This is a genomic window from Runella sp. R0.1_18, assembly GCF_057652155.1.
Genome location: NZ_JBYFCK010000001.1, coordinates 133,278 through 159,727 on the forward strand (window position 1 = coordinate 133,278; position 26,450 = coordinate 159,727).

At 41.4% G+C, this 26,450-nt stretch carries 21 protein-coding genes; 7 read left to right on the forward strand and 14 right to left on the reverse strand.

Annotated elements, in window-relative coordinates; all coding sequences use genetic code 11:
• Positions 1 to 155 precede the first annotated feature (155 nt).
• The 4 genes from AC23P2_RS00555 to AC23P2_RS00570 all read left to right on the forward strand — a co-directional run bounded on the left by AC23P2_RS00555 (position 156) and on the right by AC23P2_RS00570 (position 3,841).
• Entirely contained in the window at positions 156 to 1,292 is a 1,137-nt protein-coding gene (locus AC23P2_RS00555) for a helix-turn-helix domain-containing protein (protein ID WP_487771392.1), read from the forward strand.
• A 63-nt stretch (positions 1,293 to 1,355) separates the two neighbouring features.
• Positions 1,356 to 1,976 (forward strand): DUF2306 domain-containing protein, encoded by a 621-nt coding sequence (locus AC23P2_RS00560; protein ID WP_487771393.1) that lies wholly within the window; start codon positions 1,356 to 1,358, stop codon positions 1,974 to 1,976.
• Positions 1,977 to 2,063: 87 nt separating this feature from the next.
• Complete coding sequence (locus AC23P2_RS00565; RefSeq protein ID WP_487771394.1) at positions 2,064 to 2,663, forward strand: outer membrane beta-barrel protein; 600 nt, start codon at positions 2,064 to 2,066, stop codon at positions 2,661 to 2,663.
• Positions 2,664 to 2,677: 14 nt separating this feature from the next.
• Positions 2,678 to 3,841 carry a serine hydrolase domain-containing protein gene (locus AC23P2_RS00570; protein ID WP_487771395.1) on the forward strand — a complete coding sequence of 388 codons (1,164 nt, stop codon included), beginning with the start codon at positions 2,678 to 2,680 and terminating at the stop codon, positions 3,839 to 3,841.
• Between the two features lie 43 nt (positions 3,842 to 3,884).
• On the opposite strand, the gene AC23P2_RS00575 is transcribed toward AC23P2_RS00570, so the two are convergent.
• The 5 genes from AC23P2_RS00575 to AC23P2_RS00595 all read right to left on the reverse strand — a co-directional run bounded on the left by AC23P2_RS00575 (position 3,885) and on the right by AC23P2_RS00595 (position 10,112).
• On the reverse strand, positions 3,885 to 5,003 hold the full coding sequence (locus tag AC23P2_RS00575; protein WP_487771396.1) for a thioredoxin-like domain-containing protein: 1,119 nt from the start codon (positions 5,001 to 5,003) through the stop codon (positions 3,885 to 3,887).
• 18 nt (positions 5,004 to 5,021) lie between these two features.
• On the reverse strand, positions 5,022 to 6,014 hold the full coding sequence (locus AC23P2_RS00580) for an OmpA family protein (RefSeq protein ID WP_487771397.1): 993 nt from the start codon (positions 6,012 to 6,014) through the stop codon (positions 5,022 to 5,024).
• A 63-nt stretch (positions 6,015 to 6,077) separates the two neighbouring features.
• Entirely contained in the window at positions 6,078 to 7,628 is a 1,551-nt protein-coding gene (locus AC23P2_RS00585; protein WP_487771398.1) for a TlpA family protein disulfide reductase, read from the reverse strand.
• 55 nt (positions 7,629 to 7,683) lie between these two features.
• The gene (locus AC23P2_RS00590) at positions 7,684 to 9,090 is read right to left on the reverse strand and encodes a TlpA family protein disulfide reductase (protein WP_487771399.1); all 1,407 of its coding nucleotides are present in this window, start codon (positions 9,088 to 9,090) and stop codon (positions 7,684 to 7,686) included.
• An 8-nt stretch (positions 9,091 to 9,098) separates the two neighbouring features.
• On the reverse strand, positions 9,099 to 10,112 hold the full coding sequence (locus AC23P2_RS00595) for an OmpA family protein (RefSeq protein WP_487771400.1): 1,014 nt from the start codon (positions 10,110 to 10,112) through the stop codon (positions 9,099 to 9,101).
• A gap of 261 nt (positions 10,113 to 10,373) precedes the next feature.
• On the opposite strand from AC23P2_RS00595, the gene AC23P2_RS00600 reads away from it, so the two are divergent.
• Positions 10,374 to 10,505, forward strand: coding sequence for a hypothetical protein (locus AC23P2_RS00600; RefSeq protein WP_472490602.1), 132 nt, complete (start codon positions 10,374 to 10,376; stop codon positions 10,503 to 10,505).
• Positions 10,506 to 10,588: 83 nt separating this feature from the next.
• Here AC23P2_RS00600 and AC23P2_RS00605 read toward each other — a convergent pair whose 3' ends face one another.
• The 5 genes from AC23P2_RS00605 to AC23P2_RS00625 form a co-directional block, all read right to left on the reverse strand.
• Positions 10,589 to 11,953, reverse strand: a complete 1,365-nt coding sequence (locus AC23P2_RS00605; RefSeq protein ID WP_487771401.1) for an HlyD family secretion protein — start codon at positions 11,951 to 11,953, stop codon at positions 10,589 to 10,591.
• Between the two features lie 20 nt (positions 11,954 to 11,973).
• Positions 11,974 to 14,238, reverse strand: a complete 2,265-nt coding sequence (locus AC23P2_RS00610) for a peptidase domain-containing ABC transporter (RefSeq protein ID WP_487771402.1) — start codon at positions 14,236 to 14,238, stop codon at positions 11,974 to 11,976.
• Positions 14,235 to 15,308, reverse strand: coding sequence for a glycosyltransferase family 2 protein (locus tag AC23P2_RS00615; protein WP_487771403.1), 1,074 nt, complete (start codon positions 15,306 to 15,308; stop codon positions 14,235 to 14,237). The genes AC23P2_RS00610 and AC23P2_RS00615 overlap by 4 nt, the downstream gene beginning before the upstream one ends.
• 35 nt (positions 15,309 to 15,343) lie before the next feature.
• Entirely contained in the window at positions 15,344 to 16,036 is a 693-nt protein-coding gene (locus AC23P2_RS00620) for a hypothetical protein (protein WP_487771404.1), read from the reverse strand.
• Between the two features lie 888 nt (positions 16,037 to 16,924).
• Positions 16,925 to 17,965 (reverse strand): hypothetical protein, encoded by a 1,041-nt coding sequence (locus AC23P2_RS00625; protein ID WP_487771405.1) that lies wholly within the window; start codon positions 17,963 to 17,965, stop codon positions 16,925 to 16,927.
• Positions 17,966 to 18,195: 230 nt separating this feature from the next.
• Between AC23P2_RS00625 and AC23P2_RS00630 the strand changes: the two genes are divergently transcribed.
• Positions 18,196 to 18,561, forward strand: coding sequence for a helix-turn-helix domain-containing protein (locus tag AC23P2_RS00630; RefSeq protein ID WP_487771406.1), 366 nt, complete (start codon positions 18,196 to 18,198; stop codon positions 18,559 to 18,561).
• A gap of 71 nt (positions 18,562 to 18,632) precedes the next feature.
• Here AC23P2_RS00630 and AC23P2_RS00635 read toward each other — a convergent pair whose 3' ends face one another.
• The 4 genes from AC23P2_RS00635 to AC23P2_RS00650 form a co-directional block, all read right to left on the reverse strand.
• On the reverse strand, positions 18,633 to 20,099 hold the full coding sequence (locus AC23P2_RS00635; protein WP_487771407.1) for a PSP1 domain-containing protein: 1,467 nt from the start codon (positions 20,097 to 20,099) through the stop codon (positions 18,633 to 18,635).
• Between the two features lie 77 nt (positions 20,100 to 20,176).
• Positions 20,177 to 21,466: a phosphoribosylamine--glycine ligase gene (gene purD, locus AC23P2_RS00640; protein ID WP_487771408.1), complete on the reverse strand. Its 1,290-nt coding sequence runs from the start codon at positions 21,464 to 21,466 to the stop codon at positions 20,177 to 20,179.
• An 80-nt stretch (positions 21,467 to 21,546) separates the two neighbouring features.
• Entirely contained in the window at positions 21,547 to 23,787 is a 2,241-nt protein-coding gene (gene recQ, locus AC23P2_RS00645; RefSeq protein WP_487771409.1) for a DNA helicase RecQ, read from the reverse strand.
• A gap of 331 nt (positions 23,788 to 24,118) precedes the next feature.
• Positions 24,119 to 24,592, reverse strand: coding sequence for a DUF4293 domain-containing protein (locus AC23P2_RS00650; protein ID WP_487771410.1), 474 nt, complete (start codon positions 24,590 to 24,592; stop codon positions 24,119 to 24,121).
• Between the two features lie 245 nt (positions 24,593 to 24,837).
• Here AC23P2_RS00650 and AC23P2_RS00655 point away from each other — a divergent pair, with 245 nt between their 5' ends.
• Entirely contained in the window at positions 24,838 to 26,379 is a 1,542-nt protein-coding gene (locus AC23P2_RS00655; RefSeq protein ID WP_487771411.1) for a YifB family Mg chelatase-like AAA ATPase, read from the forward strand.
• The last annotated feature ends 71 nt before the right edge of the window (positions 26,380 to 26,450 follow it).

Sequence of the window (26,450 nt, forward strand, 5' to 3'; positions counted from 1 at the left end):
GTTCGCTATTTTGTGGTCATTAGGTTTTGAGAAACCTCACTCTTCGGTTATAAGTAACCGAAGACACGGGAATGGAGAAAAATAAAGTACAATCGCCGCTTCGTATAGGGTAAAACTTTGTTGAGTTGTCATAGGAAAGAACCGCGCTACAGACTATGATTTACCTCGTCGGAACCTTTATTGCCCTCTTTCTCGCTGTCATTATTCTTACCAAAAAAGGCAGAACTACCGCCGACCTAATTTTGGGAATTTGGATGATTGTAGTGAGTATGCACGTTTTTTCGTACTACAGCTACCTTACCCAGCTCATTTATCACTACCCCGCTTTTCTTGGAATTAATTTTCCATTGCCTTTTTTACACGGGCCACTGCTTTATTTATACACCCTTGCCCTCACCCGCCCCGAACAATTTCGCTCCAAAAAATGGCTGCTTCACGGCGCGATACCTTTTTTCATTATTGCCCTTTACTCTCCTTTTTGGATGCTTTCGGGAACGCAAAAAATTGAGGTTTTCAAAAGGGAAGGCGCGGGTTATGAGTTCACCCTTCTAGTGAGTAATGCGCTGCTAACCATTTCGGGGGTTTTCTACGTAGTAGCAACAAACTATTTACTACAAAAACACCGCAAACGGATTCTGAATCAATTTTCTTACCAAGAAAAAATCAACCTCAACTGGCTCCGATTTCTTTTTTACGCCATGGGGCTGATTTGGTTTTTTATCATTTTTCTCAAAAACGACCCGCTTATTTTTTCAGCCAGTAGCGTTTTTGTGGTGCTTATTGGGTATTATGGCATCAAGCAGGTTGGCATTTTTACGAATACCTCTCCTACCCTCCCCAACGCTACCCCACCATTTCAATTAGCAGCCGAAGAACCCGAAGAGATAGAAGTCCATAGAAAAAAATACGCCAAATCGGGGCTTAATGAAGACCGCGCCCAAGACCTTCATCAGCGTTTGGAAGAATTGATGCACGATGAAAAACTGTTTACCGAGCCCGAACTTACCCTCACCGACTTGGCCAATCGCCTAGAGATTCACCCCAATTATTTGTCTCAAGTAATCAACGAAGTCGCAGGGGTGAATTTTTATGACTACATCAATCACCATCGAGTTGAAGAGTTTAAACGCCAAATTGTTCTCCCTCATAACCAACGATTTACTCTCCTTGCGATTGCATACGATTGCGGATTCAACTCCAAATCAGCCTTTAATCGCTACTTCAAAAAAATGACGGGATTCTCTCCTTCTGATTACGTAAAACAACATCGAGCTGTTGGTGCTAGCTTGTAAGCAAGGGCGAAAGGCATAAATGAGGCGCAGAATTTCGCAGCGTCATCAAAACAATATGCCTTTATGAAAAAACTTGCTTGGAGTATCATTGTTTTATTAGCGCTACTCGTAGGGCTAATTCCACTTACGTACCTTACCGATGCCAAACAGGGCTACTTAGAAATGAAAGCCCCCGAAACCCTAAAGAATATAGTGTGGCAGATAGGGTTTGTCACGCACATCGCCGCAGGAGCCGTTGCCATTGGGATTGGCTGGCTACAATTCAGCCGTAAACTTCTCGTCCGAAAAACGCGCTGGCATCGCGCCATCGGCAAAACCTACATCGTTACGGCGCTGTTTTGCTCTGGCGCAGGTATTTTCATCGGATTTTATGCCAACGGCGGCCCCATCGCTATGGCAGGCTTTATCTGCGGAGGTTGTGTTTACTTTTACACTACCCTAAAAGGTTACCTGCTCATTCGTGAAAAAAAACTTGTGCGCCACCAAGAAATGATGACGTACAGTTATGCGGCTTGTCTAGGAGCAGTGACTTTACGCATCTACATGCCCTTATCCATACTCCTACCCTACGAGTATGACCTTGTTTACAACTTCGCGGCTTGGTTGAGTTGGCTCGTCAACTTAGCGATTGCGTATGGAGTAAACAGAGCTCGTCAACGACACGGGCAATTGGCTACAACATAACCCCAAAAAAGGGACTCACCTTACAAGCAAGGGCGCTTGGCGCGGCGCTGAGGGGGATTTTTGCTGCGAAATCAAAATTTTTCGCTCATGTTTCATTTCAACACACGCCGCCTTCGCTATGCGCTCTTGCTGGCAGTAGCGCTCATTGCGACCGAGTCTGTCTCCCAATTTTCGCCCAAAACCCTTCGGGTAGCTGTCTATAACGAAGCCTTTGGCGTGCCGTGGGGGCCAATAACCAAATTACCCATTCACCCTACCGTTAGCCTCGGCACCGACTTTCGAGTACGGTCGGGCAAACACTGGCAAAAAGCCTTGGGGCTTGATCTGTACTACTATTACCAACGTTCGTTTGAGCACGCGCTTATGCTCGATGTCGCCTATCGGCTCGGGTATCGGTTCAACTTCGGATTACAGGCCAATTTCCACACGGCTCTTGGGTACAAACACGCCATTCTGGTAGGCAAAAAGTACAGTTTAAAAGACGGAGAGTACCAGCCTACTTCCCACTTTGGCAAGGCTCAAACCAACCTAAAAGTGGGCTTAGGCTTGGAATATCCATTGTCGAAACGCTATTCCATCACCGCCGACTACAAAGCCATGGCCGTCGCTCCTTTCGGTGACCGTCTCCTTCCGTTTTCGGCAAACACATTTTTGGGCGTAGGCCTCAACATCCATCTAAAACCATAATCACCTCACAATCCATGAAAGCTATCTCATTTCTGCTCGTTGTCACGCTACTAACGCTTGGTGCTTGCCAAAACGACATTGGCTCTGCCCAGCTAGTCCCCAACTGCTCACTCGGTAATACTACCCATCCTAGAGCTGTTAATTACCAAAAAATCATCGACAAGTTTATGGCGGCGGGCGCCGTGGGTGTGAGCATCACGGTGCGTACGCCCGAAGGAACGTGGAGCGCCGCCGCTGGTAAAGCCGACATTCCTAACCAAATCAGCCTTACGCCCTGCCACACCCTCCGCATCGGGAGTATCTCGAAGACCTTTACGGCGGTCACTGTCCTGAAACTTCAGGAGGAAGGCAAACTCAACATCAACGATTTGGCAAGCAAGTACCTTTCCCAAGAATATACTAAAAACATCAAAAATCTTGATAAAGCAACCATTAAAAACTTGCTTCAACACACGTCTGGGATTCGTGATTATTTGGAGATTGAAGGGGTGCTTAATATCTATAACGAATCTGCCCAAAAACAGTCAGCAGCGGAGAATCTAAAAACGATTTTTGACAAGAAAGCGCTGTTTGAAGTCGGCACCAACTGGAGTTATTCCAACTCCAACTACCTGCTGTTGGCACTAATCATTGAAAATGTGACCAAAAAAAATGCCTACGATGTAGTCACCGAGAAGGTCATTAGGCCGCTTAATCTCCAAAATACGTATGCTTCTACTACCCTTCCCGCAAGTTTGTCGAGGGGCTACTACGACTCTTTTAACAACGGCATGATGCGTGACATGACCCAATTTGACACTTTTGCCGTGGGTGGACAAAGTATGCTCGACGGAGGGATGATTTCCAATTCGTACGACTTGGCCTTGTTTGTAGAAGCCCTCAAAACAGGTAAAATCCTGTCGGCCGCGTCGGTGGCGTTGATGGAGTCCAAAACCAACATTGTGATTAAAGATATTCCTGAAAACCTCTCTTACATCAAAGACTATGGGTTGGGGCTTTTCTTACTTGACCTTGATGGAAAAAAAGGGATTGGCCACGGTGGGAATGTGTATTGTTTCAACGGAATCACTTATTATTTCCCCGAACAAAAAATCAGTATTGCGATTCTCCTCAACAGCTATTCTAACAAGCTCGACGAGGCGCTCTACGACCGCGAAACGCTGAAATTGGCTTTGTAAAAAGATAGAAAGTAGGTCGAGCGAAAAGTTGCTTGACCTACTTTTACAAATCATTTTTCTGAGTTTTGAAGTGATTGTTGATTAGTTTTTCAAATTCACGTAAACTACTTTCATCATAACCCACAAACTTCTTAACAATCTTTCCTTCCTTATCCACAAACAGCGTGGTTGGAATACTTCCATCAAATTCAAACAGCTCTTTGGAGTAAGTTCTAGTCTCTTTTGTTATCAATAATTGTTTCCACGGCATCTGTTCTTTGCCAAGCGCTTTGAGCCAATTTTGTCTGTTTTCATCTAGGGATATCGAAACCATACTAAAACGAGGGTTATTAGAAAACTGGTTGCTAATTTTTTTCAATTGGGGAATTTCCATTCGGCAAGGGCCACACCATGATGCCCACAGAATCACCATGTTTAAAGAAGCATTTTCGGTCAACACATTGGCTTCACTACCATCTCTTGTTTCCATAACTGTATTAAAATCCAACTTTTTGGTATTCCTATTTTCAACATATTCGCTTAAAGTAAGCCATGTAGTGCTTTTCTTAACATCAGCGTCAAATTGATTTAAAAGTGCAATCATCTGGCTATTAGAAAACCTAGAAACTTGTTTTCTTAAACCATCTAAATAATAGTACGAATAAGGGTGAAATTTAATCAGGCGTTTTAAATCATCTATCTTCGTTATTGATGAAAACCCTAGCGAATCTTCAAACATTACTTTCGTTTGCTTTCCAAATTTTATAGGCGCTGTTACAAACTTAACTTTATTAGGAAGTTTAATACTTGTAGTTTTTATCTCTTCAATTTCTCCATTTATTTCAACCCCTTCTTCTAAATAAAAATACGAGAGAATTACCTTTCCATTTTTATATTTTTGCTTTGAATCATACATAAAAAATCTTTTATTACCAACCGAATCAATGTGTTGAAATTCAACAAGTAGAGGCATGTTGTTTTCGGCTACGGGGAGTGAAAATTCAAATTTTCCATTTTTAGTTTTAGTAGAATCAACAACTTTTGTAACGTCAGTAATTACATTCATTGTACCATCAGGCAAGTTTTTCAAGTTACCAGCAATACGAACAATTTTGCTTGTTTTTGGCTCACTACAACCTATTATAAGAAGTAGCAACAGTAAATAGAAAAATATTTTTTTCATAACGGGTATTGTTACCTCTTAGTTAGCTGATATTTGAATAATCACTTTTCTATTTTTTTTCTTATTTTCTTCAGATTCATCGTTACTATTAAATCCTTCATCGCCTCTCCAAGCCATTTTTATCCTTTCGGAAGAAATACCTTTTTGAATAATATATCCACCAATAGCGCGTGCCCTGTATTCGGACAAAATCATATTTTTATTTCTGTCGCCGACATTATCTGTATATCCTGTCACTTGAGCTTTGAATTGTGGTTCTTCTATCAAAAACGTTGCAATTGAATCTAAGACGGTTTTCACTTCACTTTTTAAATCATAATTACTTTGGTCAAAATACAATGTTCTAGTATCAAATGAGTTTTTATTTGTACGCACGTTTCTAGATTTATCAGCTAAGGGTACTTCGGCATTGTTGACTCTAACGTCCATAAGTGTCAACCCCGATTCAAGTACAAACTCCTGATTAAGCAATAAACGCCCCTCTTCAGAGCGTGCTTGAATTAAATGTTTGCCAGGTTGCATAGGAATTAAGTATAAATGCTTATTTCTTATTAAACGATTTATAACCAGTATGTTATTTACTTTAAATTCTACATTTTTATTGTCAGTAAACGTAAAATGCCAATGAAGTTGATTTTCTGAAGGCAGTGTCGGCGAATTTTGGGATGCCATCGGTATGGTCATTTCAAATTCAAAGTTTTCTTCGATACTTCCGATGCGCCTTATTGGCATTTTAATAGTTCTATAACCTTCTGATTCAAACAATAAAAACTCTACTGAGTTAGGTAATTGAATTTGAAATTTATTGATGCGACCAGTTGCTCTGCTTTCTCCCAAGCTTATTTTTTTCTCGCCTTCTAATGCAAAAATATGCACTTTCAAATCGAAGCCACTCGCTGGATCATAACAAAATCCAGTTATTTTAACGGTGTTTTTATTTTGTATTACCAATGGCTTATTAAAGCCACTACTATAAACACAAAATAGTAAAGACAGTAAATAGATAGTCATATTCGTGATTTTTTATTGGCGTGTTAATAGTATTAATTATTCCCCTAGAAATAAAGCATTCTATTACTTCGACAACTCTGCCAAAAGTTTTGTGAGTTCTTTGCTTTCTACTCTAGGAGCATTCGGGTACATCAACTTTCCTTGTTTATCAAAAATCATGTAACGAGGGATTGATTCTATTTTTTGTTGTTTCAAGAAATCAGCATTTCCTGAGTTTAGTACAAGAAAACTATTAGCATAACTATTAAGCAATTCTTTTTCAGAAGCCTTTACCCAAGCTTCCATGGATTTATCAATGGATAAGTAAATAAATACAACATTTTTATCTTTTAATGACTCCCTTAGCTTTACGGAATGTGGAAAAGCAGCTCGGCAAGGGCCACACCAACTTGCCCAAAAGTCAACATAAACTACTTTTCCTTTGGACTTCTTAATAATATCATCAAGTGACGTTTTTTCTTTATTGTTATCCATCAACGTAAGTGATGTAGGCACATAGTGCGTTGTGTCGAGCTCTAAGGCATATTTTACTTTAAGTTTCTCAATCAGGGAAGTATTTTTTATATCTTTTTCTAATTTGTTAAAGTAGTTCAAAAAGTCATCTTTTGAAAGTGACTCCGAAATTCTACCAACATTTTTTATCAACAAATAGTTTTTAACTGTTTCTGGAAAATTAAATTTTGTATTTATTTCATCATAAATCACTTTATAATCTCTATTAGTTCCATCTTTCAAATCCAAATAAGGGGCTTTCTCCGCAACAAATTTATACTCTGCTGCATCAACAAAATCTTTGAAGTAAATTCCTTCATAATTTTCGAGGGTATTTTCTTGAGAATTACACCAACGATAGACTTCATCTATCGAAATTCGCTCTATTTCAACTTCTATTAACTTTTTTAAATTACCTATTTTATTTTCCTGAAATTTATACACATTTTCAGATATAAGACCTCGTTTGCTAAGTGAATCAATAACCCTTTTGTTGATATCAAGATAGGCCATATACTTTGGATACAATTTATTTTTCATCAACAAAATCTCTTTTTTGTTTCTATTCATAATTTGCTCTCCTGTCATATTTTTTGACTGAGCAAGCGCACTTTTATCATTCAATATTTTTTTTCCATGCAAGCTAACAGCGCCAAAATATTCCCCAACTGGAGAATAATTCACAAACTCAAAGTGGCTCCTTACTATGTCATCCACTTTATAATCATTTTTAGAGCTCTTTCTGTTGAGAATAGTTACAATAGGAATATTTTTATCGTATTCAATAACAACTGAGTCTCCTTTTTGCAAAATGTAATCATTATAATCAAAGTAATTAACCCAGTGACGAAGAACACAATGGTTATTTTTTATTTTGAGTCGAATATCTTTATTTTTAACTTCACTTTCCACTTCAATCCATTTCATCTCATCATCGTACACAAATCGTAACAAGTACTTATTTTGAGTCCAAGCTGTTTTCGTATAGTAAAAGTAATTATCAATTTTTTGAGTATTTTTAAAGGAAACATGAATGACACCTTCAGTATCATTTGAAAATGCATTATATTTCAATAAAAATGAGCATTGAAAAATCAAAAAAAATATAATTTTATTTGTCATTTTTTTCTTTTTTTAACAGTAAACAAAAGTATATTTTAGGAATAAAAACGTTGCCCTACTTTTTCAATAATTCATCAAATGATTCTCTAATCTTAGGATCACTAAGGCGAGGTGCATTTGCGTTAATGATACTTCCATCTGTTCCTATAATCATGTAGCGAGGAAACGAACGGATATTATATTGTTCAACAATTGCTGATTTTTTGTAGCTAGGTAAAAGATAGCTATTCTCTTCAGGTAAACCCTCTTTTTTTGAGGCATTCTCCCACGAACCAATATTTTCATCTACTGATATGTAAATAAATTCAATCCCTTTATCTCGGTATTCTTCCTTCAACTTTTTTGTATTTCTCATTTCATCACGACAGGCACCACACCAGCTTGCCCAAAAATCAACGTAGGTAGGTTTATTAGTTTTCAATAGATTCTCCCATACTACCTGTTGCTTTGTAGCTAATTTAACAATAGTTGCATCACTAATATCATTGCTTTTATCGGGTTTTATCTCAATGGTTTTTCCTAAACCAAACGTATCTATTATTTTACGTTTTAAAACTTCATGCGTTCCTATTTTTACATAGTCATTTATCATGTCACCTAACTCTGGGCTTCTTTCAGCATACATGAGAACTTTGTAAATTAAAACATTACGCGTATTTCCTGTAAAATCCCGCTTGGCTTTTTGGTATAATTCGTTATAATCCTTTGTATTTAGTGTTTCGACAAGTAGTTTATTTTGGAGAGCATCAGCATAATCTGTTAAATCACAAAAATTCTCATTTATTTCCATATTCTTAATAAAATCAGCAATAGGTTTATTGGTACGATAAGAACTTTTAAACGTCTTATCATCAAGGTACAAAGTCAAAAAATCAGTGTATTGTCGATAGTAAAAAGATTTTTCAGATCTCTTTATAAAAGCAGCGGACAATGGTGTTTTTTTTGCGTATTCTACCAAAAAAGCTTTTCGCTGTCCATACAACTCTTTTATTTTCTGCAACCTCACCACGGGAGAAAGCTTTTTGAAAACTTTATTTTCCACCATAAAACCTTCATAATTGCCCAATTTTTGCTGCATAGCCGTATAGAAAGCCAATTCGTTGTTTCGCAGTGAATTTCCTTTGATAAAGGCTTTTAATTGATTGGGAGATTGTTGGATATAAATATTTTCACCACTATTGACAACGAAAGTGGTGTGAACATAATCATTAATACTGTCACGCCGAGTTGTTACTAAGTGCAGAGGTGATTGATGAAAGATAACAACCGTATCCTTTTCTTTATTAGATCTATATTCAATTTTAACATCATCTGTCACAGAATTGATGTTAAAAACCAGTTGTTTACTCGATTTATTCTCAATATATAACCTTGTGGTATCTGTTTTCGTGGGTAGCTTGTATCCAAAAACTACACTTTGAAAAAAGGAAAATATAAACACAAATACGATTTGAGTTTTCATAACCAAGTTTATTTGATAATTTCAATAACTACACGCTTGTTGTTTTCAATCTTTTTTGAAACATCAGCGGCTTCTGACTGCTGGGTAGCCCCTTCCCATTTAGTTGTAATTTGATTTGCCAAAACCCCTTTATTCCGTAAATAACCTGATACTGCACGGGCTCGGTATTCAGACAGTATCACATTGGGTTCCTTTTTACCTATGTTGTCGGTATGCCCCACCACTAATATTCTATACGCTCGGTGATTTGATAAATACGAAGCAACCGAATCTAAAGTCAACTTTGAATCTTCTTGTAAGTCGTACTTGCTTTGCTCAAAATATAAAGTACGTTTATCAAAGCTCACTTCCGTACCTGTAACAGGTTGCGCAACATTTTCTCGTTTGGATTCTACTGCGTGGAGATCAACAATACTAATGCCATCTTTGATGACAAAGCTTTTTTCTAGTAGTATTTCTCCATTTTGGGACTTTACCGTTACTATATAATCCCCTGGTACTCTGTCAGTATTGAAGCTACTACTCCGATTTATCGTACTACTAAAATCAACTAAAAGAGAGCGATTTTTCGCTCTAAAAAGCTCATATTGCATCCCCTTCCGATGAGAATCTGGAAAACAAAAAATGACAGTATCAGGGTTTCGGTTGTATTTTTCTTTGGTAGATTTCTCGACTACAACAGCCCCTTTCTTATGTATGGGTAACCCAATCTGGAATTTTGACCCGCCATTGAACGCTCCAAAAAAATATACATTTTTTTGAACTGAAACATATCCATCACTCTCAAAAATCAGTGCTTGTACGTTTGTTGGAATTTGAAGATTGAACTTACCGTTACTGTCGCTATCCCCCAGTTTTATTTTCTTGCCAGCAACTATGGCATAAACCGTGGACTTTAAATCTACACCCGTGGCAGCATCCCAGCAAGCACTACCGACCAGCTGAACGGAGTTAGCAGTTAGGGGTGGGGCATCATTGAAGACACCCAAAAAATAAATCCAGAAAGATATTAAGATAGGCATGGCTTATTAAAAATTGTAGATTAGCAATGGAGAAGTAATTTTATTAATCATAACGTATTAATTTTTACATAACCCAGTATCTAATGACTATAATAAAAGTACTGGTTACTAATAATTTGGTAAAAATATTTAAAAATCTAGTAAAAACAAATAATGTACTTTTTTTTAGAAAAAATATTTTTTTGTTCATAAAACACAAAAAAAGGGAATCACCTTCTACTTGACCTTGATGGGAGAAAAGGGATTGGCCACGGTGGGAATGTGTATTGTTTCAACGGAATCACTTATTATTTCCCCGAACAAAAAATCAGTATTGCGATCCTCCTCAACAGCTATTCTAAAAAGCTCGACGAGGCGCTCTACGACCGCGAAACGCTGAAATTGGCTTTGTAAATATCCTAGCCTTGCCCTTCCCCACACGTTTGGAGAAGAGCAAGGCTTCTGAAATTATTACACCTCTATTTTGATTTAATCTTTCACCTAAGCATTTTACGAAAATCATAGAAAAACCTTTCAATCAGCCGTAAATCTTCTGTTATGATTTCGCCTGTTGCGGTCATGCCATTGCGAAATGGTAGTTTTTGGTGCGTTGAAGTAACCAAACCTTCAGTAAAGCCTACTTTAATAAGATACGCCGTATCTTTAGGCATCGTGGCTATTGAAGTGATTCTGCCTCTAACTGTACCAAACTCTTGGTAAGGATAACCTGTAAGTTTAACTATAACCTCTTGGCCTTTCTTTACTTTTCCGAAGTTATACTGCCCTACGTACATCTCCCCTTCATAACCACTACCACTTGGTAGCACATAAAATAGTTCTTGCCCCGATTTTACCGTTTGTCCTTCTTGTAAGGGTGCAGCGAAAGCCACTTTACCACTCGTTGGAGCCATTGTAATGTAGCGAAGCTTCCAAGCTTCAATATCACTTTTCAAAGTATTTATAGATTGCAATAAGCCATTAAGTTGCTCGGTACGCGTCTTTTCTAGCTCCAGCAGTTCTTGCTGCTTCTGGTTTTTCGACATTCCGTTGTTGTTGAAAGCGGTTTGGGCTTGGTCAACTACTTGTTTTTTAGATAAATGCTGGCTCTGAGTACGTCGTAGTTCGACATCAGCAATTACGCGCTCTTCGTGCAGTTTACGATTCATCCGCAAATCATCCTCGGTAAGTTCTAAGTCTTTCCGATAATTACTAAGTTGTGTTTGAAGGTTTTCGCGCAATAGTTCAAGTTGGGCTAAATCATTTTCCAATGCGGATTTCTTTTGTTCAAAAGCCCCTCCTTTCAATAACGCCCTAGAACGGACATACGCATCTTGAAACGTTTGATACGATTTTTGAAGCTCCCCTAATTGAAAATACAGCGGTATAGACACCGCATGTAGCTGATTTACATCCGTTTGGTTAATAAGCTTTCCTACAACTGAGTCTAATCGAAAAACCTCCCCTGGATTGGCAGTGCTTTCTAAATAGGCCAGTTGCTGACCACGTTGGACTCTTTGCCCTTCTCGTACTAAAAGCTGCGTTAGAACCCCTTCTGTTTTTGCGTGGACTGATTTAGGAAAGTGGAGTGAAATGACACGCAACTGCCCTTTTACCAAGTCTGGGTATGCTACAAACCAGCCTACTGCCCCAAGTAATAGCAATACAAAGAAAAAAACAGTAATTCCCCATCGTACCAACCACACGGGGGGCGTACTCAGCAACTCGTTTACTTCTGAGCTACGAAGATTTACTTCTTTGACTGGTTCGGAATTTTCAAACGGGAAGGAAGAAAATGAGCCATTTGCTCGTCCCCCTGTGTTGAGCTTCCATTCATTGGGAGTTATCTCTTCGTCTGAATTCATTAGGTAAACGAATAATAAGTTTATACGGCCAATTCCAGCTGATTACTAACCAGTTCATAGTACTTTCCTCGACGTTGAACCAATTCTATGTGTGTGCCTATTTCGACAATCTCCCCTTTTTCCAATACAACAATTTGAGCCGCATTCTTAACCGTGCTCAACCGATGTGCTACTACTACTACGGTTCTGTTTTGGAAAAACGACTCTAAATTTTGCATAATCGCCCGCTCATTGTTAGCATCTAACGCATTGGTTGCTTCATCAAAAAACAAATAATCGGGGTTTTTGTAAACTGCTCTTGCAATGAGCAATCGTTGTTTTTGGCCTTGACTGATGCCATTACCTTCTGCCCCTATTTTGGTATTATATCCCAGTGGCAACTCTTCAATAAACGACTGAATATTAGCCACTTTTACGGCATGAAGAAGTTTCTGGATATTGGGTACTTCTTCACTCACTGCTATATTATTAGCAATTGTATCGGAGAAGATAAAACCATCTTGCAGCACCGTTCCGCACTGACTACGCCATTGACGAACCCCTCCTTCGCCCAATACTGGGCTAATTTCTCCTTTTTGGAGTGGATAAAAGCGTAGTAATAATTTTAAAAGCGTCGTTTTTCCACTTCCACTACTACCCACAATAGCCGTCACTTTTCCCTCTGGAATGTGTAAATTTATATTTTTCAACACTGGCTCATTTCCTGCCCCAGGATAGGTAAATGTAAGGTCTTTGATGACAATACTTTTTTGTGTTAACGATGCAGGAATCAGGATTCCTTTGTTAAAAATAGCAGGACTTTCGTCTTCCAATTCATGAATTTCGTTGAGCCGTTCCAAACTCATTTGGGCATCTTGCCACTGCTGCATAAATTGCACCAGCTGTTCTACTGGGCTATTGAGTTGGCCAATGATATACTGCAAGGCCATCATCCCACCAAGGGTCAACTGGCCGTTTACCACCGCCATAGCCGCCAGAAAAGTAATGGTCATGTTTTTGCCTTCGTTCAAAAAAAGAGCCCCTGCCTGCTGGTACTGACCTACCGCCAACCCTTTCATACTCAATCTAAATTGACGAACTTGTAGGTTTTCCCACTCCCAACGTTTGAGGTGTTCGGCATTATTGAGTTTGATTTCTTGTACTCCAGTTATCAACTGAATCAAGCTGCTTTGGTTCTGAGACGCCAAGGCAAATCGCTTTTGGTCGAGCTGCCTTCGGTAGCGAAGAAAAAGCACCACCCAGAGCGCGTATAAGATACTACCCGCCAAAAAAACGCCAAAAATTGTCAGATTGTAATAGGCCAAAACAATACTAAAAACCAGTAGATTAAACAACGAAAAAAGGGTGTGCAAGGAAGTACCCGTCAGAAACTGCTCAATACGATGGTGATCTCCGATGCGTTGAAGAATATCGCCCGTAAGTTTAGTATCGAAGAAAGAAAGGGGAAGGTTGAGCAATTTGGTCAAAAAGTCAGATAAAATACTGAGATTGATGCGCGTGCTAATGTGTAATAGCACCCACGAACGAATAAAATCGACGGAAACACGGCCCACAAACAACATGATTTGCGCACCCAAAACCAGTGTAATAAAATGGAGGTTACGCGTTTGAATGCCCACATCTACGACCGACTGCGTCAAAAAAGGGAGTACTAATTGCAACATACTGCCTACTATTAGCCCCAACCCCAATTGCGCCACCAACTGTTTGTATTTCCACAAATACCCCAATAGGTATTGAAGGCCTATTGCTTTTTTAACCTCACCCCCAGCCCCTCTCCTGTTAGAGAGGGGAGTATTCATATCGTAAAACTGGGGTGTGGGCTCTAATAGTAGGGCTATGCCCACTTTTTCGCTATCTACAACCGTCGTAGCCCACTTACTTTCAAACTCTTCGTAAGTATAGGTAATCATGCCAGAGGCAGGGTCAGCGACAGCCACCTCCTGCCCTCCTCTTTCTGACGAGGAGGAAAAAAAACACCCCCATCGGGGGGCTGGGGACTGAGGCTGTACCACCACAAAATGATTTTGCCCCCAGTGTACGATACACGGCAATGGAGCTTCTTCTAGTAGTTTTTTTAAGGTAACTTTCACGCCCAGCGTTTTGAAACCAATGCTTTCGGCGGCTTGCGCAATACCCAATAGATTAACGCCCTCTTTCCCAATCTCCGCTGCTGCCCGCAACGGTTGCACCGCGTAGCTTTGCCCATAGTACTTAGCCACCATGCGTAGGCAAGTAGGGCCGCAGTCCATGGCATCGAGTTGACGGTAGTGGGGGAATTTCATATTGTTTTTTCTGCTAAAACCGACTGCGCAAAGGCTTCAAATTCGGGAGTTGTTTTCATTAGACCTAATTCTACTAACTGCTGCAAACCCTCTAACTTGGCCGAGCCCTCGTGATAAAACTGTATATCAGGTGTTTCTTTGAGTTTTTGGTGAAAGATTTTGTAGTAAAACGCATTGCCATAGTGCTGCTCACGCTGACACTCTTCCTCTACCTCCGTAATAAAATCTGATAAAAACTTGGTATGAAACACTACTCCCTGTACTTCACTCAAGGTAGCTCCATTGATGGCGTGCATCCCTTGGGAAAGATATGTACCCTCGGTATTTTTGAAAAAGGGGACTTTAGACAAAATAGAAGGTGGATTACTCCTACCAAAAACCCGATCCCGCATCCCTCCCGTGAACGTATCAAAAGTGTACGTTTGCCACCGAATTCTATCATAGAAGAGGAATTTAAGGTTCACATAGTCTTTATCAAAACAATTTACAACACTCAAAGGATTGTTTCCTGCTCTGTACTTCGTTGCCACCACGCTTTGGTCTGAGTACATATCCAATAGAAATGTACGAATTGCAGACTCATTTTTACTTTCTAAAAAAGAACGTAGTTCGCGTAAAGAAAGATGTTCCGCAGAAGGATAAGAAAACAACTCATCAATATCTACCACTACGCACCAATGCCCTTTGCCGTAGGTATCCAACAGATGTTCCATCCAATACCAGTGATTTTGATAATTTTCCTTTGTCTCAAAAACATGTACTTTCTCTTCAGTCAAAGCCAACGCTACTGAATCATCTGTTGAATTGTTATCTATCAAAAAAAAACGCGCTACACCCAAGTTTTTATAATAGTTGATAAAATGCGGCAGGCGCAGTGATTCATTACGCATGATGGCAAAGAGCCTGATTTCGGATATATCCTTTGGAATAAATTGATTACCAAGAACTTTAATGGTAGATATACTTTTCTTTTTTGAGGCTTGATAATGTGTTTTTTCTCGACTCACCTTCCGATGGTTTTGGAATTGACTGTACCAAGTAAGTAGATTGTATTTGAGACCATTGAACATAAAACACTATTTTTTTAGCAATTCATCAAACAATACTATTTATATATTTTTGCACGACTATGATTTTTTAAACTATCACTCAATAATTCAAACATTTCTATACACCAAGTATCACCTGATTCAAATCCTGATTCGGTTAAATAATATAGACTTAAAAATGAATTTGGATTTGATCTAATAAAATTTTCTCTAAATTTATGAAGACCTTCCTTTGCAGCTTCGGAAGCTACACCTTTTTGCTTCTCCAATTCAACTATTCTCGTTCCATGTTTTTTATGTACTCTTTCCTCAGATATGAGTTTATCCAGTTCTCTTATTTTATCGAAATAAGTTTTATTCAAAAACTCACTACAACTATCTCGAAGCATTGTGAGAGGGGACTTAATACTTGTAGGGTAGAAGTTGCTATTACTAATCGTCATTTCTACCTCACCATCCCAAATAAACCAGTAGTTTAAATTTGAGCTATTTGGGTGTCTTATTATGTAGGCATCTATTTCGTTTATTTTATCATTTTCGTAGTAAAATTTATTATCAACAATTGGAATATCTGCAATATATTTATCTTCAAAATGGCTGATATATTTTATCAACTTTATACTTTTTAAAGTATCTTTCCCTGATACACTTCCTATGATTGAGAACTTGACATTTTGTCCAAAAACAAAATACGATGATAGCATTATTAATAAAAAAATATAGCAGAAGATATAATGTAGCTTAGTCATTATTTTTTTGTTTAAAAGTGTATTTAGGAATTATATTTTTCCAGTGGTTCTGATTCGTTGCAACATGATTTGGATATTGGTCAAAATTAGTCAGCTAACCGAAGAAGGTAGTATATACTCATAATCTGATGGTTCGTTAAAAATTAGTTCAAGATATAGTTCATTTAAAAACCCAACGCTTGGCAACTGGTACAAAACCCAGAACTGATTCAGGTCGGGAGGCTCGCTCAAAATCAATGCCCCACAGAGTTACCTCTTTGGTCAAAACGTCCCTTAAGCCCCATCACTAAATACTTTTCAACTCGGTCGCCATACTACATAATATCACCTAATGCTGCTAATGGAGTATGTCCATCAACCTCATTAGCAGCATGTACATGAACAGCCCATAAATGCCCTCCCGTATCAACCAACAACTGTCATTTGCACTCATTTATCTTTTTATAGGCTTCAATATCTCGATATTCAAAAATCATTGAAACTAATTTAACACTCTGACTATAAACGACAAATTCAGGCAAATAGACTTCCTGCTTTATAATCCAGCTGATTCAATTCTCGATTGATACACTAGAGCGTTCCATTCGTTTTCCAGCGGTTAAAATAATAGTAAACAGCTTTCCAATACAGGTGGTTTCTCCATTAGCATTCTGTGCGCAGTAGCCATAAAATTGCATTCATTACTTGGCAATCTAGTTTTCACTTGCATTTAAGGGGCAAATTAGTGTTGTGTCGTATTAAGGCTGATATTTAACATATCAGCCTTAATTTTGCTAAGAAAAGGTGCATTTAACCTGTGAGCCATTATTACAGTAAACATTCACGAGATACTTGTATGCCCCTAAATCTGGTACATATCCACTAAAACCACTATTTCCACAAGTACAACTAGCCGAGCGTTTCTATGACGTACTTGTTAACCGAGCATATCAAATGTACGTGTGGCAATTCGGCAATCACCTCTAGTAGGTTGGTCACAAAACGTAAAAGGGTAGCATCCGCTCCTTCGTGAAAAGTACCAAAACTGCAATAAACAAGGCGATGAAATCCCTCCCCTGAGGGGTGAGGGACTTTTTTAGAACCAATTATATGCTCCCACGCTTGTTCAAATAGGGGATCCAGCTCGGTGTCTTGCCGATGCTCTCGCATACACAGCCCCAAATAATGTTGATTGGGTTTGCGAATTTCGGGCGCAAATTCAAATTCCAACGGCGCTAACACCAATTCAGGCACGTTGGCAATCACCTGCGTCACGGTCGCGTCTTGCGCAAGGGGAGCGATTTGTGCTAGAAATTGGCGATGACGGGTTATCGCTTGACGCAACCAAGCCTGTCTGGGATTGCGTAAGAACTGAAGAAACAAATCACTTCGTTTTTTCAATTCAGATTTTAATCCCCCTTGTTGGACGTCGGACCGACTCGTATGGCTGCTTCCGCTGGGTATTAAGTCCCTCATCGGGGGATTGAGGGGGCTTGACACTATCGGCCACTCTCCTACCCGATACATAGAAGGCATGGGATTAAAAAAAGCAATAGTAAATTCTGAACGGCGTGGATACAATACCCAAAAATCAGTACAAACAAATAAATCTATCAAAATAGTTGTGGGACGGAGTTCTTCAATCAGCGCGTCCAATTCTCGCTTTCGCTCCCAATATAGCTCGTTTGTTCGGTAAGCTCTCAGAAGCCGTCGGTACGATACAATTTCCTTTTTAGCCCCTATATAAGAGGCCTCCATGCCGTAGCCTGCACGCCAGCCCGTATTTTTCACAGCTTGGTAGCCATTCTTCGTGACCAACTCCGCCAATATATCATTTGTAACAGCGTAATGTACCTCATAGCCCTCCTCCGACAGCTTATCAGCCACGTACAGCGAAGGCAATACATGGCTTCGGATAGCGGCGGGGATAATGAGTACGCGTGGCTTCATCTGAACGTTTAAAGATTTAGGAAGCACAAATAAATATAGTATTTTCAAGATTTATTATCGATTTTTCGATAATTTTAATCGAAAAACCGATAATTTTAGGCCATACTACCCAATTTTACCGTTCGATAAAATTTCTTGTATTTTTTGTATTCGTTTTGTATGTTTGAGCGTTTGCACATTATACCGTCCCTACTTTGATACGTTTATGAAATTTAACAACCACCACGGGTATGCCTCCAAAGCCTATTCGTTACAAAACACCTATCTCTACTTTTATGACATTAGGGACTTTTTTACGCCAAGCACGCAATCTCTCTCAGCAAGAGGTAGCTATTGCCATTCCTGTTTCACAAAGCACGTACTCTGAGTGGGAAAGTGACGTTCGTCTCCCCAAAACCAAATACCTTATCTTATTATCTAGGGAGCTCAGGGTAAGTTTCAACGAATTTACCAACTATATTTCCAAAGAAGAGTTACACCAAGACAGTGAAATTATTCAACTAAAAGCCGAAATAGCACTGCTTCGTCAGCGAGAGGAGCAATACCAAGCTACCATACAAGCGCTTCAGCGCAAGCTTTCAGCTCTCCACCCCTAAGTAACAACTGGCCACAAAAAAAGGGAATCACCTCTCGATGATTCCCTTGTATGCACCTTTAGTGCTTCCTATTACTTCTTCTCGTTGCCTCCGCCGCTGTTGCCATTATTGCCACCACCTTTTGGCTGATTATGATTTCTACGGTGATGATTTCCTCTGTTGGAGTGTTGTTTGGCAGGCTTTGTTGCATCGTTGGTGTTATTATTGGCATTATTTCCTTTCTGTGCAGGATTTACCGCTGGAGCACTGGGCACTTTCGCAGGAGCCTGGGCAGTTGGTGCCTTGGGAGCTGAGGCCTGTGGCTTCGGCGCAGGAGCTGAAGGCGCAGCGGTTGCCGCTGGCTGTGCCGTTTCTTTGGCCGCGTTGGTATTGTTAGTACCACTTCCTTTTTTCTTCTTAGGACGGCGGTTTGCACCTCCATTTTGCTGGTCGCGGTGGCTAAACTTCTTATCCATTTTGGCCAAGTCGCTGTTGATACCTGCCGCAGGCAATGCCAACACTGCCTCTTCGATATCCAACACATCCAACGACACAGGTTTTTCACCTCTTGCGTTCATTTGCAAGATTTTGCTTACCTGCTCCATCGTGATGGGATGCCAGGTCGTGCTATCGTTTTCGTAGCCAAACCACATGATTTTCTTGAAAATATCGGTTTTCTGCAAGTGCGCCTTCCCTTTTTGGGTTTGGAGGGGGGCATCCACGTGCGGAATATCCTTGAGGGCGTCGATGTACGTCTCTAGCTCATAGTTGAGGCAGCACTTCAAACGTCCGCATTGGCCCGAAAGCTTCGTTGGGTTCAGCGATAGGTTTTGGTAACGAGCAGCTGAGGTCGTGATGTTTTTAAAGTCACTCAACCAAGTTGAACAACACAATTCACGGCCACACGCGCCCAAACCACCCAAACGGCCTGCTTCTTGGCGTAAGCTGATTTGGCGCATTTCGATGCGTACCTTAAACTCACCTGCTAATACCTTGATCAGTTCACGGAAATCAACCCGTTCGTCGGCCGAGTAGTAAAACGTCGCTTTGGTATTGTCGGACTGAAACTCCACATCCGACAATTTCATGTTCAGTTTTAGCTCTTTGACCAGTTCGCGAGCGCGGTACATCGTTGGCAAGTCACGCGCCACACTCTGCTCGTGTTTTTCCATATCGCGTGGATTCCCCACCCGATAAATGCTCTTGATATTTTCGTCATCGGCTACTTTTTTCTTGGTCATTTGCAAACGTACCAAGTCACCTTGCAACGATACCGCTCCGATATGATAGCCCGAAGCCATCTCGCACACAACGTAGTCGCCCGTGAGGAGTTCAAGCTGGTTGATATTGCGAAAATATTCTTTCCGCCCTCCTTTAAACTTCACTTCTACTACGTCAAAACGTTTTGCGATGGGCACATCCATATCACTGAGCCAATCGAAAACGTTCATTTTATTGCAACCACCTGTGTTGCACGCGCCATTATTTTGACAACCAGCGGTTTTCCCGTTGCTTCCTTTCGTTCCGCATCCGCCCGTTGAACATGATTTACAACTCATTTCTGTTTAGTTTACAGCCTGACGTTTATACGAGGTCGTTACGGTTTCAACTACGCCACGACCCGCTTTGCGTCAAACTAATCCGTATAACGAATCAAATCTAAACCAATGTCTTTGCGGTAATATTTTCCTTCAAACTGCACTGCAGTCGCTGCTTTTTGCGACTTATTTACAGCACCTTCGAGGGAGTTTGCAAGTGCTGTCAGTGCCAGTACTCGTCCGCCATTGGTTACGACTTCTCCTTTGTCATTAGTGGTAGTTCCTGCATGAAACACCGTAATGTCTTCCATTTTTTCTAATTCAGCAATTACCTTGCCTTTTTCGTAGGCATCTGGATACCCCCCCGACACAATCACCGTTGTGACGGCCGTTTGGGGCGAAATAACGAAATCGCTGTCGGCCAATTTTTGATCGGCTGCGGCCAGCAAAAGCGTCACTAAATCCGACTGAATACGTGGCAAAACAACCTCCGTTTCGGGGTCGCCCATGCGTGCGTTGTACTCAATCACGTACGGCTCGCCTTTGACGTTCATCAATCCAATAAAAATAAAGCCAACGTACGTAATTCCTTCAGCCTGCAAGCCCGCGAGCGTCGGTTTTACAATCTTTTGTTCTACTTTTCTCAGGAAGTTTTCGTCCGCAAAAATCACGGGCGACACCGCTCCCATTCCTCCCGTATTGGGGCCTGTGTCTTTTTCGCCAATACGTTTGTAGTCCTTGGCCTCGGGAAGGATTTTGTAATTAACACCATCCGAAAGCACAAATACCGACAACTCAATACCGCGCAAAAACTGCTCTACCACCACTTTGTTTCCCGCTTCGCCAAACTTAGCGCCCACGAGCATATCTGTCATGGCAGCTTTGGCCGTATCGAGTGTTTCGGCAATAATTACACCTTTGCCAGCCGCCAATCCGTCGGCTTTCAACACGATTGGGAGTGCGTGTGTGCTCAAGTAGTTCAGCCCTTGGTCTAGTGTTTCAGACGTAAATGTCTGCGACGCTGCCGTAGGGATTCCATACTTTGCCATGAAGTTTTTGGAAAAATCTTTGCTTCCTTCCAACTGCGCCCCCAGGCGATCAGGGCCCACAATTTTGACCCTTGCCAACGCTGGTTGGGCTTTTAAGTAATCAACAACTCCGTTGACCAGTGGTTCTTCGGGGCCGACAATTACTAATTTAATTTTAAAATCAACAATAGCTTTTGCAATGCCTTCAAAGTCATTGAACCCAACGGGCAAGTTGGTAGCCACTTGTGCGGTTCCCGCATTTCCAGGCGCTACATACAACTCGTCGCAATGTGGGCTTTGGGCTATTTTCCAAGCAAACGCGTGTTCGCGTCCGCCCGAACCCAGAATTAAAATATTCATTTTTTGAGGTTAAAGTGTATAGAGTAGGGCGCGAAATCCCTTTCATTCGTTTCGCGCCTTACTAGGAGTTTTTCACTTACTTAGTTAGCCACTTCGGACATAAACTTGATACGCATCAAACGAAGTTCATCTTCGGTGACGTCATCCTTGGCCAATTCATCTAACGCAACTTTGATACTATCGGTTTCAGCCGCCATAAAGTAATCGTAAATATCGTACTGGCGGTCTTTGTCCATGATTTGGTTGATATAGTAATCCAAGTTAAGCTTCGTACCCGAGTAGCAAATGTGTTCAATCTCCTCAATCAGTTCGTCCATTGCTAACCCTTTGGCTTCGGCTATTTCGTCCAAGTCCACCTTACGGTCGATTTGTTGGATGATAAAAATCTTCACTTTCGACTTATTAGCCGCCGATTTTACCACTACATCTTTGGCCGTTTCGATTTCGTTTTCCTCCACATAACGCGTGATGAGGTCGATAAACGGGCGACCAAATTTTTGTACTTTCCCCATTCCAACCCCGTTGATTTGGGCCATTTCTTGGGAAGTAGTGGGGTAAGTCGTCGCCATTTCTTCTAACGACGGGTCTTGGAAAATAACATACGGAGGAAGGTTTTTCTCTTTCGCTATTTTTTTACGGAGTGCCTTCAAAAGCCCCAAAAGCGCTTCATCGTAGGCATTTCCACCACCCGACGGTGCCAAATCCGTCACATCTTCGTCCTCGTTTGACTTCTGCGTGTCGTTTTCGTCGAACGTATGGTCTTTTGAAATCGTAATCGGATACGGGTCATTGATGTAGTTGATGCCTTTTTCGGTGATTTTCAGCACGCCAAAGTTTTCAGCATCTTTCCCCAAATACCCCAAAATCACCAGCTGACGAATCATCGAGCGCCAATACTCTACGCCATATTCTTCACCTTCTTCTTCATCTTTAAATTTACCTGCCCCATACATTTCGAGCTTGTTATGTTCATAGCTCGTCACGTACATGTTGTCAGTGGCGGTAATCAAATCTGCAATGTGATCACCATCAAAACGCTGATCGGTCTGTTGAATCGCTTTCAAAACGATAACTGCCTCTTCTTGCACTTTGAATTTTGGCGTTGGCTTGATACAGTTGTCGCAGAAACCGCAGTCTTTCTCCATGTATTCGCCAAAATAACTCAACAACTGACGACGGCGGCACGCACCAAGGTTGGCATAGGCCACCATTTCGTTCAATAAATGGCGGGCATTATCGCGCTCCGTTACCGACTTATCTTTGTTGAACTTTTCTAGCTTTTGGATGTCATCTAAGCTATAAAACATCACGCAATTTCCTTCCAAGCCATCACGGCCAGCGCGGCCTGTTTCTTGGTAATAACCTTCCAACGACTTAGGCGCATCGTAGTGAATAACAAAACGAACGTCGGGTTTGTCGATACCCATTCCAAATGCAATAGTCGCGACAATGACATCCGCTTCTTCGTTCAAAAACGCATCTTGGTTATTCATCCGCGTTTGTCCGTCCAAGCCCGCATGGTAAGGAAGCGCCTTTATATCATTCACTGTCAACAAATTAGCTACCTCTTCTACCGTCTTACGGCTCAAGCAATAGATGATACCCGACTTTCCTTTGTTGTTTTTGATGTATTTAATCAGCTGCTTATTGACGTCACCCAATTTCGGGCGCACTTCGTAGTACAAGTTTTTGCGGTTAAACGACGACTTATACAAGGCAGCCTCTTCCATCCGCAAGTTTTTCGCAATGTCTTGCTGCACTTTCGGGGTGGCTGTAGCTGTCAGCGCAATCAGTGGCAGGTTGGGGTTGATGTTGTCAATAATTCCTCGAATACGGCGGTATTCTGGGCGGAAATCATGCCCCCACTCTGAGATACAGTGTGCCTCGTCAACTGCTACAAAAGAAATGTTAGCTCGCTGTAAAAAGTCAAGGTTTTCTTCTTTCGTTAGCGATTCTGGCGCAATGTACAATAGTTTTAAGGTGCCATCGAGGGCATCTTTTTTAACCTTTGTGATTTCAGCCTTGTTGAGAGTAGAATTCAAAAACTGCGCATTAATGCCGAAAGCGTTCAGTTGATCTACTTGATTTTTCATCAAGGCAATCAACGGAGAAATAACGATGGCAACGCCTTCAGTGGTAATAGCAGGCAACTGATAGCAAAGCGATTTCCCCGCACCTGTAGGCATAATAACGAAGGTGTTATTACCTCCCATGATGCTATGAATAATCGACTCTTGTTCGCCTCTAAACTGACTGTAACCAAAAATTTCTTTGAGTCGCTCCTTTAGCGTATGCTGTACGCTCGTATCTACCTGAATCATCCTCTTTCGTTGTATTTTTTTGCCTTTATACCCTTGGTTAACAGGTACTTAAACAGCTTTTTTAGTGAGTTAATTGGAAATCAATGGGAAGTTACTGAAGATTGCTCCTGCTGAGAAGTGGCAAAATGGGCAAAGTCACTAACTACGTTTGAAATTAGTAAAAATAATCAAATTTGACGCAACAAATTTTTGAGAGTAAAAGGTTAACTTTTTTTAAAAACAGGCTTACACGCTCTCACAAATCAACTTACAATCAAGCACTTAACCTATTAAAGAGCATTTCAAAAAAGGTGCTTTTTTACCCTAAAATTAGCATAATACAAGCTTGATTTTAACGCATACGGTCTTGCGAACGAACCAGTTTTTCGTCACGACGGATAAAACGGTTGGCCAAAACATTCGCTAGCATTGACGTCACGAGCGCGTAGAAGCCAAAACCAAAGCTACCTGTGACATTGGGCTCAAACAAATCTTTGGCTTTCCCAAAAATAAAATACATGATTAACCCCATAATGATGGTCATCAGGATAGAGTTTGCGGCACAAAGCCCCGACTGAAGTACGCGGTTTTTGTACTGAGAAATGGCAAAAATAGCCACTCCCGCCACTATCCCACCGACAAGCGCGATGTACCAAACAGGGGTAATAAACGAACTTGTTCCTTGTTCGTGAACCAATCGAAGGGCAGTAAGGTGAACCGATTGGGTGCCATCAACGGCGGTCTTGTCCCAAACGGGCAAAGCCAACAGCCCAACAATACCAACGGCCACTACGGCTAAAAAGAGTGTTTGAATACGTTGTAACATAATGGTACGAAAAATTGTAAATTGACGAGTCTAAATAAGTTACCAAACCTTATTTTTCTCGTCTTTTGGGTGTATAGAAAAATAAGTTCTGCCAAAAATGGACGGCAAAGGTAATCATTTGGTGATGATTTTGGAACAGTCTTCCAAGAGAATACAGTACCTAAGGCAATTACTCGGCCTAACGTGCTGATTTGGGGCAGAACCTTTATTTTTACAACTTCGTAGCTTTAAAATTTAAGGATAACATGCTTTCTAAAACGTTCGGTAGTGCGGTCTATGGTGTCAATGCCACAATGATAACCATTGAAGTAACAGTGGGGCAAGGAATGCGTTTTTTTATGGTAGGCTTGCCCGACAGCGCCGTAAAAGAAAGTGAGCAGCGCGTAGAAGCCTCTCTCAAGTTTTTTGACTACCGAATGCCTCGTCAAAAAGTAGTGGTGAACCTTGCCCCCGCCGACATTCGCAAGGAGGGCTCGGCCTACGATTTGCCCATTGCCCTATGTGTGTTGCAGGCTTCTGACCAAATCGTAACCAAGAAAAGCCTCGAAGACTACATCATCATGGGCGAACTCTCGCTGGATGGCAAACTCCGCCCCATCAAAGGCGTCCTTCCCATCGCCGTGGAAGCGCGGAAACTTGGCTACAAAGGATTTATTTTGCCTGCTGCCAATGCCCACGAAGCCGCCATCGTCAATAGCCTCGACGTTATTCCCGTAGAAACACTGCAAGATGCCATCGGCTTTTTTGAGGAAACCAAAGAAATTACCCCGTTGAAGGTGGACACGCGCGATTTATTTTTCAATACCCTGAACGATTATGATGCTGATTTTGAACACGTTCAAGGCCAAGAAAATATCAAACGAGCCCTCGAAATCGCCGCTTCGGGCGGGCACAATGTGATTATGATTGGCCCTCCAGGGGCGGGCAAAACGATGTTGGCCAAGCGACTACCTTCGATTTTACCACCGTTGACGCTGCACGAGTCACTAGAGACGACCAAGATACACTCCGTAGCGGGAAAGCTAGGCTCCAAAGCATCGCTGATTGCACGGCGACCTTTTCGCGCACCTCACCATACCATCAGCGACGCCGCGCTGGTTGGCGGAGGCACCTTCCCACAGCCAGGCGAAATCTCGTTGGCGCACAACGGCGTGTTGTTTTTGGACGAATTGCCCGAATTTAAGCGAACAGTGCTCGAAGTGATGCGCCAACCGCTCGAAGAACGCCGCGTGACGATTTCTCGTACCAAATGGGCGATTGAATTTCCTGCCAACTTCATGCTTATTGCCAGCATGAACCCCTGCCCATGTGGCTACTACAATCATCCCGAGAAAGAGTGCGTTTGTCCACCTGGAACAGTTCAACGCTATTTGAATAAAATCAGCGGACCACTCCTCGACCGCATCGACTTGCACGTAGAAGTCACGCCCGTATCGTTCGACCAAATTTCGTCAAACCGCAAAGCTGAAAAAAGCGAAGACATTCGTCAGCGTGTAATTACCGCCCGCGAAATTCAGACGGAGCGTTTCAAAGACAAAGAAGGGATTTATTGTAATGCCATGATGCCCTCGCCAATGGTAAAAGAAGTGTGTGAAATCAACCCCGCAGGCAAAGCCCTGCTCAAGTCTGCCATGGAACGGCTTGGGTTGTCGGCACGGGCGTATGATCGTATTCTGAAAGTAGCTCGCACCATTGCTGACCTCGCCGCCAGCACCGACATCAAAATCGAGCATTTGGCGGAGGCCATTCAGTACCGTAGTCTGGATAGGGAGAACTGGGCAGGATAGAGGGAGTGTCGAGCGCAGAGGGGAGAATGTCGAATGAGTGTGAGGCGGGTTGCTTGCAACCCACTCCCGTG